Source organism: Polynucleobacter sp. JS-Safj-400b-B2 (assembly GCF_018881975.1).
Taxonomy (GTDB): Bacteria; Pseudomonadota; Gammaproteobacteria; order Burkholderiales; family Burkholderiaceae; genus Polynucleobacter.
The window spans coordinates 199,024-211,998 of the sequence record NZ_JACVPJ010000002.1 but is presented as its reverse complement, the minus strand read 5'-3'; the positions used below and the strand labels follow the sequence as shown (position 1 = coordinate 211,998).

The 12,975-nt window shown below is 45.7% G+C and carries 12 protein-coding genes; 9 read left to right on the top strand and 3 right to left on the bottom strand.

Annotation, left to right across the window (positions count from 1 at the left end):
• Positions 1-5 precede the first annotated feature (5 nt).
• From bioD to bioA, 3 genes are read right to left on the bottom strand one after another with little or no spacing between them, the layout of a single operon-like run.
• Positions 6-725, bottom strand: coding sequence for a dethiobiotin synthase (gene bioD / locus ICN48_RS02990; protein WP_216152264.1), 720 nt, complete (start codon positions 723-725; stop codon positions 6-8).
• The gene (gene bioF / locus ICN48_RS02985) at positions 718-1,965 is read right to left on the bottom strand and encodes an 8-amino-7-oxononanoate synthase (protein ID WP_216152263.1); all 1,248 of its coding nucleotides are present in this window, start codon (positions 1,963-1,965) and stop codon (positions 718-720) included. Before bioF ends, bioD begins: the two co-directional genes overlap by 8 nt.
• The gene (gene bioA, locus ICN48_RS02980) at positions 1,962-3,308 is read right to left on the bottom strand and encodes an adenosylmethionine--8-amino-7-oxononanoate transaminase (protein WP_216152262.1); all 1,347 of its coding nucleotides are present in this window, start codon (positions 3,306-3,308) and stop codon (positions 1,962-1,964) included. Before bioA ends, bioF begins: the two co-directional genes overlap by 4 nt.
• 89 nt (positions 3,309-3,397) lie before the next feature.
• On the opposite strand from bioA, the gene bioB reads away from it, so the two are divergent.
• From bioB to mraY, 9 genes are all read left to right on the top strand, one after another.
• Positions 3,398-4,447: a biotin synthase BioB gene (gene bioB, locus ICN48_RS02975; protein ID WP_216152261.1), complete on the top strand. Its 1,050-nt coding sequence runs from the start codon at positions 3,398-3,400 to the stop codon at positions 4,445-4,447.
• A 5-nt stretch (positions 4,448-4,452) separates the two neighbouring features.
• Positions 4,453-5,082, top strand: a complete 630-nt coding sequence (coq7, locus tag ICN48_RS02970; RefSeq protein WP_370624127.1) for a 2-polyprenyl-3-methyl-6-methoxy-1,4-benzoquinone monooxygenase — start codon at positions 4,453-4,455, stop codon at positions 5,080-5,082.
• Positions 5,083-5,386: 304 nt separating this feature from the next.
• Positions 5,387-5,815 carry a division/cell wall cluster transcriptional repressor MraZ gene (mraZ, locus tag ICN48_RS02965; RefSeq protein WP_216152389.1) on the top strand — a complete coding sequence of 143 codons (429 nt, stop codon included), beginning with the start codon at positions 5,387-5,389 and terminating at the stop codon, positions 5,813-5,815.
• Positions 5,816-5,827: 12 nt separating this feature from the next.
• Complete coding sequence (gene rsmH / locus ICN48_RS02960) at positions 5,828-6,778, top strand: 16S rRNA (cytosine(1402)-N(4))-methyltransferase RsmH (protein ID WP_216152260.1); 951 nt, start codon at positions 5,828-5,830, stop codon at positions 6,776-6,778.
• Positions 6,775-7,041, top strand: a complete 267-nt coding sequence (ftsL, locus tag ICN48_RS02955) for a cell division protein FtsL (RefSeq protein WP_216152259.1) — start codon at positions 6,775-6,777, stop codon at positions 7,039-7,041. The genes rsmH and ftsL overlap by 4 nt, the downstream gene beginning before the upstream one ends.
• A complete protein-coding gene (locus tag ICN48_RS02950; RefSeq protein ID WP_216152258.1) occupies positions 7,038-8,810 on the top strand; it encodes a penicillin-binding protein 2 in 1,773 nt (590 codons plus the stop codon). The genes ftsL and ICN48_RS02950 overlap by 4 nt, the downstream gene beginning before the upstream one ends.
• The gene (locus ICN48_RS02945) at positions 8,807-10,357 is read left to right on the top strand and encodes a UDP-N-acetylmuramoyl-L-alanyl-D-glutamate--2,6-diaminopimelate ligase (protein ID WP_216152257.1); all 1,551 of its coding nucleotides are present in this window, start codon (positions 8,807-8,809) and stop codon (positions 10,355-10,357) included. Before ICN48_RS02950 ends, ICN48_RS02945 begins: the two co-directional genes overlap by 4 nt.
• On the top strand, positions 10,357-11,805 hold the full coding sequence (gene murF / locus ICN48_RS02940; protein ID WP_216152256.1) for a UDP-N-acetylmuramoyl-tripeptide--D-alanyl-D-alanine ligase: 1,449 nt from the start codon (positions 10,357-10,359) through the stop codon (positions 11,803-11,805). The genes ICN48_RS02945 and murF overlap by 1 nt, the downstream gene beginning before the upstream one ends.
• Positions 11,796-12,965 carry a phospho-N-acetylmuramoyl-pentapeptide-transferase gene (gene mraY, locus ICN48_RS02935; RefSeq protein WP_216152255.1) on the top strand — a complete coding sequence of 390 codons (1,170 nt, stop codon included), beginning with the start codon at positions 11,796-11,798 and terminating at the stop codon, positions 12,963-12,965. The genes murF and mraY overlap by 10 nt, the downstream gene beginning before the upstream one ends.
• Positions 12,966-12,975: the final 10 nt, after the last annotated feature.

Sequence of the window (12,975 nt, the reverse complement as noted above, 5' to 3'; positions counted from 1 at the left end):
GCTTATTATTGCTTAGGCAATTGAATGTGCTTTGCAGCAAAAATCAAGGCCTCAATGGAATAGGGGCTATTAATGGCTTTTTGAAGTTCTTTTGGAAGCGTTGGAATGAGGCCTAAAAAAGGGATACCCATTCTGGCTTGTAAGGTTTGGAGGTTTTCTTGCAGAAGTGGCATTTCTGTGGATAGGGTATTAGCTACCCAGCCAGAGATCCTTAAATTGCGTGCTTTGAGTGCCTCATAAGTAAGGAGGGCGTGATTTATACAGCCTAACTTCATACCCACTGCGAGAATGACTGGTAAATCAATTGCTTGCGCGAAATCACTTAAGTCCTCATTTTCATTAAGTGGAATTAGCAAACCGCCTGCGCCTTCAACTACGACGCAGTCTGCCTGCTTTTGAACTTCCTGAAATGCTTCAGTGATAACCCGCATTTCAAGCTTCAATCCTTGGTGCTTTGCTACGAGATGAGGAGCGGCTGGCTGATCCACTACATAAGGGCACAAACTTAATTTAAGGGGGCCGAGGTTTGAGGCAAGTCGGAGAGTTTCAATATCTTCGTTCTGAGTGAGGCCCTCTGAATCTAGGTAAGTTCCAGCAACTACTGGCTTAAAGCCGATAGCTTTTATTCCTAGCTCGCGCAATTTCAGAATGAGTGCTCCGCTTACTAAGGTTTTACCAACCTCAGTATCGGTGCCAGTGACAAAGAGGCCATTGAGCTTACTCATGAGATGCCTTTTCCATGACCTGTTGTTCAATGGCTTTCAAGCTAATGATTAACTGACGTAAATCTGCCTCGCTGTGATTGGCAGAAAAGGTAATACGCAATCTTGCGCTGCCATTGGGTACGGTAGGGGGTCGAATAGCTGGAATCCAATACCCCGCTTCATCCAATAACTGTGCAGCAAGCAAAGCGTTGGCATTGCTACCCAAAATCACAGGTTGAATTGCGGTGCAAGAAGAAACTTTTTCCCATTGAGAGAACTGCATCTCATCTTGCCAGATACGAATGAGTTTATTGAGTTGAGTGCGACGATTACTCCCTTCATCGCCGCTAATAATCTCTAAACTCTTAGATAAGGTGTGCGCAATTGCAGGGGGGGTTGCTGTGCTGTAAATAAAAGGGCGCCCCTTTTGAATCAGCCACTCAATGAATGTTGCTTGTGCGCAAACAAAAGCGCCGCTGACACCAGCAGCCTTACCAAGAGTGCCGATATAAATAATTCGATCGGAGCAGATATTTCCTTGCTCCAAAATACCGTGACCTAGCTTTCCTAAAACTCCGAAGCCGTGAGCATCATCTACCAACAAAAGTGCATCGTATTGTTCAGCAAGCTTTAATAGTTCTTTTACTGGAGCGAGATCGCCATCCATGCTAAAGACACCATCAGTAACAATAATTTTAAGAGGATTCTGATCTGTCTTGAGTTGTTCGCTTAATGAGTCGATATTCGTATGATCAAACAGGGAGACGCTGGCTTGAGTTTGTGCGGCCGCCAAACGAATGCCATCAATTAAAGATGCATGATTTAGTTTTGCCGAATAAATGCTGGTGGATTTTTGTGGTGCAAGCATTGCTAGGGCTGTAATGGCAGTGAGATTTGCGAGATAGCCAGTACTAAAAAAGAGTGCACGTGCATTTGGGATATGCTGCTCTTGAAAAGAGGCTAATTGTTTTTCAAGGCGCTCATGAGCGATGCTATGACCGCTTATAAGATGGGAGGCTCCGCTACCTACCCCATAATTTTTGCCGCCTTCAGCCAGTGCTTTAATCAGTTCTGGATGGTTTGCGAGCCCCAGATAGTCATTGCTACAGAATGCCTTTAATTCACGCCCTTCAACCAAAGCTTTGGTATCGCATGGAGATTCTGTGGCCCGGAGTTTACGTTTGAGTAATTGCGACTCAAGAGCATCAATTTGCTCTTTCGCCAAATTGATGGCTTTGAATGTGTTCGCAGAGTTGGTCATGCCAATGTTTTCTCAAGGGCAACTTGCACGGCTTTACCTAATTGCATAGTTTCTGCAGGTGACAAAATATAGGGAGGCATGACGTAAATAGTATTGCCGATTGGTCTGATTAACACGCCTTCATCCAAACTATTTGCAAACATTGTGCGCGCAAACGTCTTCGGATTCTTTAGAGACTCAAGCTTAATGTCGAATGCCAAGATCATTCCCTGTTGGCGCCAATGCTCAATTCGAGAATCCACTTTTGCCCACATAAATGCAGCTGCTAAATCGTGTGAGCGCTCAATATTTTTCTCTAGTACTTTGTCTGTTTCAAATATCTCAAGACAGGCTAGGGCTGCAGCACAGGCTAATGGATTGCCGGTATACGAATGAGAATGCAAAAACCCTTGCTGGGTCTGATCGCCATAAAAAGCTTGATAAATCCGATCAGTGGTTAGGCAAAGTGACAGTGGCAAATACCCGCCACTAATACCTTTTGAGAGTGTTAGAAAGTCTGGCCAGACACCAGCATGCTCACAAGCGAAAAATTTACCACTGCGCCCGCAGCCCACCGCAATCTCATCGGCAATCAGATGTACCTCATATCGATCGCATAACTCCCTTGCTAAGCGGACATATTCAGGGGAGTGCATGGCCATCTGACCGGCACATTGCACCAAGGGCTCCACAATGATGGCAGCAATATTGTGATGCTCTCTTGTTAATAATTCTTCAAGTTGTTTGGCTGCATGCTTTGCGACATCTTCTGCGTTCTCGCCTGCTTTTGCCTTACGGGCATCTGGCGATGTAATTGTGAACACCTCTTGCAAGAGTGATCCATAGGCCTCTCGAAAAATAGCAACGTCAGTGACGGCTAACGCACCGAGTGTTTCTCCGTGATAGCCATTCTGCAGGCAAACAAATTTTTTCTTTTGCGGCTTGCCATTCAGTTGCCAGTAGTGGTGACTCATCTTTAATGCAATCTCAACAGCAGATGCGCCATCAGATGCGTAGAAGACATGACCTAAGTGGTGATTGGTGAGTGTAGAAAGTTTTTCTGATAACTCAACGACTGGCTGATGGGTAAATCCTGCGAGCATGACGTGCTCGATTTTTTCAAGTTGCGCAGTAATGGCTTGATTGATGCGTGGATTGGAGTGACCAAATAAATTGGTCCACCAAGAGCTGATGGAATCGAGTAGGGCTTTTCCATTTTCGTCATAGAGCCACGCACCCTTACCCTTTGTAATAGCAACCAAGGGAAAGGACTCATGCTGTTTCATCTGAGTGCATGGGTGCCAAACTGCGGCTAGGCTGCGATCAACAAGGGGGGTTTGATTTAAATCAGAAATAACCTTCATGTTTGATATTTGAACACTAGTTTTTCCAAATTTAGGCTTGTATCTGTTATGTTTATGCCTTGAATCTACCCATTTTCTGGAATTTGCCCATGCAGGACACTCAAACCGTTGAAAAACCCTTAACCCAGTTCAAATCCAAAGCGGATTTGCATCAGGACATAAATATAGGGGTCCAAGTATCTGGCGAGTGGTCGGTGACTCAAATTGAGGCCTTATTTGCTCTTCCCTTAAATGAGTTAATGCTTAAGGCTCAAGATACTCACAAGTCATATTTTCCAGAGGGTGATGTGGAATTAGCCACTTTGTTGTCAATTAAGACAGGCGGCTGCCCTGAAGACTGCAGTTACTGCCCCCAAGCTGCTCGTTATGACACCGACGTCAAGGCTGAGAAGTTGATGGGATTAGAAGATGTTCTAGAGGCAGCTAAAGCCGCTAAGGCCGCCGGTTCTAACCGTTTCTGTATGGGTGCCGCTTGGCGCGAGCCCAAAGATCGCGATATTGAAAAAGTTACCGCCATGATCAAGGGTGTGAAAGCTTTGGGTTTAGAGACTTGCGCCACCCTAGGCATGCTAGAGGCAGATCAAGCCCAGGCTTTGCAAGAGGCTGGCTTAGACTTTTACAACCATAACCTAGATACTAGCGAAGATTTTTATCGCTCTGTGATCTCTACCCGCGGCTATCAAGACCGCTTGGATACGATTTCTAATGTCCGCGCTGCTGGCATGTCTGTTTGCTGCGGTGGTATTGTTGGAATGGGCGAATCTAGGCAGCAACGAGCTGCATTTTTAGCCCGTTTGGCTAATTTGAATCCTTATCCAGAGTCTGTTCCCATTAATCATTTGGTTCCAGTGGCTGGAACGCCATTGGCAGAGCAAAAGCCTTTGGATCCTCTGGAGTTTGTGAGAACAATTGCGGTTGCAAGGATCACTATGCCTAAGGCCCGAGTACGTTTATCTGCTGGTCGTCAGGAGCTCGGTAGGGCAGTTCAAGCTATGTGTTTTATGGCTGGTGCCAATTCGATTTTCTATGGTGAGCAACTACTCACTACCGGTAATCCTGAGGCAGAACAAGACCGTGAGCTTTTGGCAGAGCTTGGTTTGAAGACCAAGCAAAGCTGTAAAACAGAGGTTCTTGTTTAGTTTTCATGTCCCCGATGGATCGCCTCATTCTAGAGTTTGATTCTGCACTTAGGTCGGTAGTTGGGGGTGCTAATGCCCATAGACCTATTCCAGACTCTGATGTGGGGAGTAGTTCAGGGTTAGATGCTGCTGAACGTAAACATGCGGCAGGACTCATGCGTGTGAATCACGTTGGTGAAGTTTGTGCGCAAGCGCTCTATCAATCGCAAAAATTAGTCGCACGAAATCCAGAAATTCGGGAGATGTTAGATCACTCTGCGCAAGAGGAGATGGATCACCTTGCGTGGTGTGAAACTCGTCTTCAAGAGCTCGGGTCACACACTAGTTATCTTAATCCACTTTGGTATGCGGGATCCTTTGCAATCGGCTTGGCGGCTGGCTTAGCGGGGGATAAGTGGAGTTTAGGTTTCGTTGCTGAAACAGAAAAACAAGTTGAGAATCATCTAGAAAGTCATCTTGAAAAATTACCCAAAGATGATCAGCGATCTCGAGCAATTGTTGACCAAATGCGCATCGATGAAATTATTCACGGACAGGCTGCAAAAGATGCTGGTGGTGTAAATTTACCCGAGCCCGTTCAAAAAATAATGCAGGTCATGTCAAAGATGATGACCACTACTGCTTACAAAATTTAAAACTGAAATTGGATTTGATTAACCAAATCAATTTCTAATTAATTCCGGATATATTTTTTTACCAATTACTGTTTTTAAATACAGTATATTTAGGCATTATCCTGCCCAATAGCTAAGATCTATTCTTAAGTATATTTTCCAAGCCATTGTTTCAAGTAGCTATTTTACTATCACCATTTTCTCAACACATGACGCTAAGTGTTTGTAAACACTAGGGAAATTCCTGAAAAAACTCCCAAAAACACTTGACCCTCTTAGTGCGATCCTCTAAAGTGGGAGGAAGTGTGAAAAAGTGGGGTAAATGGTGTTTCAAGGTGCGTCAGCTCTCAATTTAGATGCAAAAGGCCGCATGTCTGTGCCGGCTAAGCATCGTGACGCCTTGTTGGTACAGGGCGAGGGTCGAATCACGCTCACAAAACACCCCGATGGCTGCCTCCTCCTCTTCCCAAGACCAGAGTGGGAAACCTTCAGAGCAAGGGTTGCACAGCTTCCCATGGATGCTCATTGGTGGCGCCGTATTTTCTTAGGTAACGCAGCTGAAATGGATTTAGATAGCGCTGGTCGCGTATTGGTAAGTCCTGAGTTGCGTGCAGCAGCAGGCATTGAAAAAGAAGTGATCTTGCTTGGTATGGGCAGTCACTTGGAATTGTGGGATGCAGTTACATACGCCGCAAAAGAACAGGCTGCGATTGCTCAAGGCATGCCTGAAGCGCTCAAGCAATTTAATTTTTGATGACAGGGTGCCATGAACATAACTCATCGCCCAGTATTACTGGCCGAGGCGGTGACGGCGCTAGTTGGCGGTCTGCTGATTCAAAATCAAAATACACAAAAACAAATTTTGGTAATCGATGGAACCTTTGGGCGCGGCGGTCATACGCAGGCACTGCTCAAGGAGTTGAATCCTTCTGCGCGCATGATTTCATTCGACAAGGATTTAGATGCGATTGCAGTAGCACAACAAATCAACGACCCACGACTCAAGATAGTGCACGACAGTTTTGCGCAGATGGATCAGTACGCAGCACCGGAATCGGTCGATGGCATTTTATTGGACTTAGGAATCAGTTCGCCGCAAGTAGACGAAGCACATCGGGGATTTTCTTTTCGTCGAGAAGGTCCGCTCGATATGCGCATGAATACCGACCACGGTTTGACTGCGGCACAGTGGTTGGAGCAAGCACCGCCAGAGGAAATCACACAAGTGATTAAGACTTACGGAGAAGAACGCTTTGCTTTTCAGATTGCGAAGGCTATTGTGGCCAAGCGCGAAGAAGGCTTGTCTCCAAAAACTACAACCGAGTTAGCCAGTCTCGTAGCTAGCGTAGTGCGCACTCGTGAGGCAGGTCAAGATCCTGCAACAAGAACGTTTCAAGCATTACGTATTTTTATTAATCGTGAGTTAGAAGATTTAGAACTTGGTTTAAAAGCAGCCCTGAAATTACTAAAGCCCGGCGCAAGACTTGCCGTGATTAGTTTTCATTCACTCGAAGACCGCATCGTGAAGCAGTTCATGCAAGCACATGCAAAGGTAGAGGTTCCACGCGGTTTGCCTGTGCGCGAAAGAGATTTGCCTCAAAGCGCACTTGAAATTATTGGCCGCGTTAAGCCAAGCGATGCTGAGGTATCTGAGAATCCACGTGCACGTTCAGCAATTATGCGCGTAGCTGAAAAACGTGTAGGAGTGGTTGCATGAATCGTGCCACTTTAACTTTACTCGCTTTATTACTAATTTGCGCTCTTTCATTGGTAGCAGCTCAGCAGCGTGCTCGTAAGTTATTTATTCTTCAAGAGCGCGCACAGATTGAAGAGCGCAAGTTAAATCAAGAATGGTTACGCTTGGAATATGAGCAGCGCAATCTCTCCAAGTCTGCCCGTATTCGCGACGTTGCTCGCAATCAATTGCATATGTCTCCGATTACTCCTGAGCGTACTTTGTATTTAAAGGAGGCTAAATGAGGCCGGTCGGTTTCTCTACTACGCCAAATTTAGTTTTGCGTCTGCCAATGTGGCGGTCGCGTTTGATGCTATTCCTCTTATTCTTTGTTTTCATGATGCTATTACTACGTGCATTTTGGATTCAGGGCCCGGGAAATGCATTCTATGAAGCTAAGGGTGTGCGCGGCACTCAGCGTGAATTAGAGCTGCCCGCTAGTCGTGGGAAAATTTTGGATCGCAACGGCCAAGTGATTGCAACCAGCCTGGAGGCGAAGTCCGTTATCGCCTATAACGATACTGTCCCAGATGATTTATCGGCAGATAAAGTTCAAAAGTTGGCGAGCCTCTTGCAGATGAGTGAAGCAGAGTTGCGTAAGAAGTTAAAAGAAGAGCGCAAGCAGATTTTCTTGAAGCGTCAAGTTGATCCCGCTGTTGCACAACAGATTAAGCAGTTGGAAATTCCAGGCATTGGCTTAAATAATGAATATCGCCGCTTTTACCCAGAAGGCGAGGCGATGGCGCATGTGGTTGGTTTTACTAATGTGAACGATAAGGGCCAGGAAGGCATGGAGCTCTCCCGTGAGAATGAGCTCGCTGGTCATCCAGGTCAAAGACGTGTGGTGGTAGATCGCTTGGGTCGCGTTGTTGAAGATGTAGCGATCTTGCAATTGCCACAAAATGGTAAAGATCTCAATCTCTCTATTGATAGCAAGATTCAGTTCTTAGCTTACAACGCTGTTAAAGATGCAGTTGAAAAGCATCACGCAAAAGCGGGTGGCGCTGTAGTGCTCGACACACAAACGGGCGAGATTTTGGCATTAGCAAATTACCCAAGCTACAACCCAAATGATCGCAGGTATTTAACGGGCGAGCAATTACGTAATCGCGTATTAACGGATACCTTTGAGCCTGGCTCAACGATGAAGCCATTAACAATTTCAATTGCTTTAGAAAAAGGCGCAGTCAAGCCGGATACCAATATGGTGATTGGTGCGAAATATTTAGTAGGTCCTAAGCCTATTACAGATACCCATCCCTATGGAAATCTCACAGTCGCACAAATTATTCAAAAATCTAGCAACATCGGTACAGCAAAGATTGCGATGAATAATCTTTCTGCTGAAGAAATGTGGGATTTCTATACTGCAGTTGGTTTGGGTCAGGCACCGAAAATTGGTTTCCCTGGTGCTGTTGCAGGTACAGTGCATCCTTTCAAAAAATGGATGCCTACTGATCAGGCGCGTATTGCGTTCGGTTACGGTATTTCTGCGTCACTCTTTCAGGTGGCACGCGCATACACAGTCTTTGCACGTGATGGCGAATTAGTTCCCCTGACGATTGAGCGTAGTCCTGAGTTCAAGCCAGGCACTAAAGTCCTCTCTCCAAAAACAGCGATTGAAATGCGCAACATGATGGAAGCGGTTACTGAGCCGGGGGGAACTGCAGTCAAAGCGCAGGCTGAAGGTTATCGCGTTGGCGGAAAAACAGGCACTGCCCATAAATTAGTTGGCAAAGGATATGGCAATTCTTATCGCGCTTACTTTGCTGGACTTGCCCCCATTAGTGCGCCACGTATTGTGGTTGCGGTAATGATTGATGAGCCTACTGGTGGAAGTCATTATGGTGGTGATGTTGCAGCACCCGTATTCTCCACAATTGTTGGGGAGACGCTCCGTTCATTGAATGTCTTGCCAGACAGTAAAGTTAAGCAAATGGTATTGGAAGATAAGGCTTCAGAAGAAATTCGGCCAGTAGCTGCACAGGCTCAACATGTGGTTTTGAAGCGATGAGGGTGAACTTGAAAATAGACACCAATCATTTGATTGACCACTTACACACACTAGCAAATGCTTCTGCAAAAGTGTGTGCAGATACTCGCCAGATTCAGTCTGGCGATATCTTTTTTGCCTACCCTGTAGGTCATGGCAATGCCTTGCGTGATGGTCGTCAATTCATTGAGGCAGCATTAGAGAATGGCGCAGCCGCAGTGGTCTTCGATCCAGCGGGTGTAGGTAAGCAATATTTAGATCATCCACAATGTTTTGCTGTTGAGCAGCTTGCGACAAAAGCAGGTGAGCTATGCGCACAATGGTATGGCCATCCGAGCAAGGGATTAAAAATCATTGGCGTCACTGGCACCAATGGCAAAACCAGTATCACGCAGTGGTTAGCTCAAGCCTTAGATGCAAGCAATCATCGCACAGCAGTTTTAGGTACCTTAGGTACTGGCTTCCCGGGAGAATTAGTTCGTACTGGATACACAACTCCGGATGCCCCTAAATTACAGACCCAGCTAGTAGAGTTGGCCAAAGCCGGCGCAAAACAAGTGGTAATGGAGGTGTCTTCACATGCACTACATCAAGCTCGAATTGCCGGTACTGAATTTAATTGCGCAGTGTTCACTAATCTGACGCAGGATCATTTGGATTACCACGGCAGCATGGCTGATTATGCTGAGGCAAAAGCGAAATTATTTCGCCAAGCCGGGCTTCAACATGCGGTCATTAATTTAGATGATGCTTTTGGTCGCGAGTTAGCGATGAATTTGTTGGCGAGAGAGAACTTAAAGGTCTGGGCATATGGATTATCCCCATCTGTCTTCAATGGCTTTGAAAAATTTGGCGATCGTTTACAACGTATTTATGCAAAAGACATTGTGCTAAGTGGCTCGGGCTACGACTCCACATTTGTTTGTGAGGGTGTCGGTAGCGTTCAAATACATATTCCGTTACTAGGCGAATTTAATTTAAGCAATGCATTGGCCGTATGGGCAGTATTGCTTACACAGGGAATTCATTGCGAAGGTGCTGGCAAAAAAGTAAGTCAATTAAACCCGGTGCTTGGTCGTATGGAGCTCATTCGCCTTAGCAAGCAACAAAAAACAGAGGGCTTATTGGCAATTGTCGATTACGCACACACGCCTGATGCCTTAGAGAAAGCCTTACAAGCATTGCGCCCTATTGCTGTTCAGCGTGGTGGAAAAATTTGGTGTGTATTTGGTTGTGGTGGTGATCGTGATGCTAGTAAACGTTCATTGATGGGCACCGTTGCTGAGCGCAATGCTGACCACATCCTCATTACTAGCGATAATCCGCGCTCCGAAGACCCACAAGCCATTATGCAAATGATTCGCAGCGGTATTAAGGCGGATGCACCAAATATTCAAATGATCGCCGATCGTGCGGCAGCTATCATGGCTGCAATTCGTCACGCTGATGCGCACGATATTGTTTTGATTGCCGGTAAGGGTCATGAAACCACCCAAGAAATCAATGGTAAGAAATTCGATTTCTCTGACCAAGAGCATATTCGCTTAGCTGCGGGAGGAGGGGTCTGATGTCAGTCATGACAACCCTTGCGCAAGCACAGGCTATGTTGCCTGGAAGCACATTAATTAATGCGTCTGCAAAAGCTGCGCAAGAATTAGTCATTTCCCGGGTGGGAACGGATAGTCGTCAGATCAATCGCAATGAATTGTTTGTTGCCTTGGTTGGCGAGCGCTTTGATGCGCATGACTTTTTATCTGATGTAGCTAAGGCCGGCGCTGGTGCGGCTCTCATTAGCAGTCAAGATAAAGTTCCGGCAGACTTGCCTGCAATTTGTGTGTCAAATACCCGCATTGGATTAGGAAATTTGGCAAAAGCATGGCGTGCTAATCATCCTATCCCTTTGGCATTGGTCACGGGTAGTAACGGCAAGACCACTGTTAAAGAAATGATTTCCTCCATTTTCAAGGCTGCAGTTGGTGAGCAGCATACGCTGGTTACTAAAGGTAATCTAAATAACGATATTGGTTTGCCATTAACACTCTTGAAATTGCGTTCAACAGATCGCCTCGCAGTTGTTGAGCTCGGCATGAACCATCCCGGTGAAACAGCGCAGTTAGCTGCAATTGCACAAGCGAATATTGCATTAATTAATAATGCCCAGCGCGAACATCAGGAATTTATGGCAACGGTTGCAGCAGTGGCAGAAGAGCACTCTGATGCGATTCGTGCCTTGCCAGATGATGGCATTGCAGTATTTCCAGCAGATTCAGAATTTGCAAATGTTTGGCGTCAGGCTGCTGCCGGTCGTCAAGTAATTGACTTTGTTCTCTCGTCTGCACTGACTAAAACTTCAGCTTCAGTGACTGGAAGTCTTTTAAGTAATGGCAGGGTCCAGATACAGGCTGAACAGGGCACCATCGAAGTTCAGTTAAATACTTTGGGCAGTCACAATGTCCGAAATGCTTTGGCTGCAAGTGCTGTTGGTATAGCTGCTGGTGTAAGCATTGAAAAGATTAAGCAGGGTCTCGAGTCTTTCTCACCAGTTAATGGCCGTATGCAAGCAAAGGTGATTGATTCAAATCACACCTTAATTGACGATAGCTATAACGCCAATCCTGACTCTGTAAGAGCTGCAATTGATGCCCTCAAACAATCTGGCAACTTATCTTGGTTGATTTTGGGCGATATGGGTGAAGTTGGCAATCAAGGTCCAGAGTTCCATCGGGAAGTTGGGGCCTATGCGGCGGAACAGGGAGTCTCAAAGTTGTTTGCTTTGGGTGAGCAATGCGAATTTGCTCTGCAGGGATTTAATGAGGTTGCTAGCAGTAATGAGGTGAAATCTAGCGCAGTTCATTTTTCCGATATGAATGGTCTGATTGCGCAATTAAGAGATGCGCTGCATGCACAGTCTAGTGGCAGCAATCAACATCTCAATATTTTAGTTAAAGGTTCACGGTTTATGCGTATGGAGCGTGTAGTGCAGGCCTTATTAGAGGAGGCTAAAACATGCTCTTAATGTTGGCGCAATGGTTGCAAGATGATTTTGGATTCTTTCGGGTCTTTAACTACATCACCTTTAGAGCGGTGATGGCTACTGTGACTGCTTTGTTAATTGGTTTGGCTGCAGGGCCTTGGGTGATTCGTAAATTAGCCGCCTTAAAAATGGGTCAAGCCGTTCGCACCGATGGACCGCAAACCCATTTAGTGAAATCAGGTACGCCTACGATGGGTGGTGTATTAATTTTGATAGGCATCTTTATCTCATGCATGTTGTGGGCAGATTTAAGCAATCGTTTTATTTGGATTGTGATGATCGTTACTTTTGGTTTTGGTCTAGTGGGCTGGGTAGATGACTACCGTAAAGTGGTTTACAAAGATCCTAAGGGTATGGCCTCGAGAGAAAAATTTTTCTGGCAAACATTGATTGGATTATTTGCTGCAATTTATTTAGCATTCTCGGTGTCCGAGGTAAATAACTTCAAAGTATTGCAATTGTTTTATGAATGGCTCAGAAGTGGCTTTGCACTAGATCTACCTGCAAAAACGGATTTATTAATACCCTTCATGAAAGAAGTCAGCTACCCGTTAGGAATAATGGGCTTCATCATCTTGAGTTATCTAGTGATTGTTGGTAGTAGTAATGCCGTCAATCTGACTGATGGCCTTGATGGTCTTGTCATCATGCCGGTGATTTTAGTTGGGGCTGCTTTAGGTGCCTTTGCCTATGTGATGGGTAATGCGATTTATGCAAAGTATCTCCTCTTTCCTTACATACCAGGCGCTGGTGAGCTAATGATTTTCTGCGGCGCTATGGGTGGCGCTGGTCTGGCATTCCTTTGGTACAACACGCATCCTGCACAAGTATTTATGGGTGATGTAGGCGCGCTAGCTCTAGGTGGAGCGCTAGGCACTATCGCCGTGATTGTTCGTCAAGAAATTGTGTTGTTTGTGATGGGCGGCATTTTCGTTGCCGAGACTGTCTCAGTCATGCTTCAAGTAACTTGGTTTAAGTTCACAAAAAAACATTTTGGCGAAGGCCGTCGAATTTTCCGGATGGCACCATTGCATCACCATTTTGAATTGGGTGGATGGAAGGAGACGCAAGTGGTAGTACGTTTCTGGATCATCACCATTCTTTTAGTCTTAATTGGCTTGTCTAGCTTGAAGTTACGGTAATCCAAAAGTA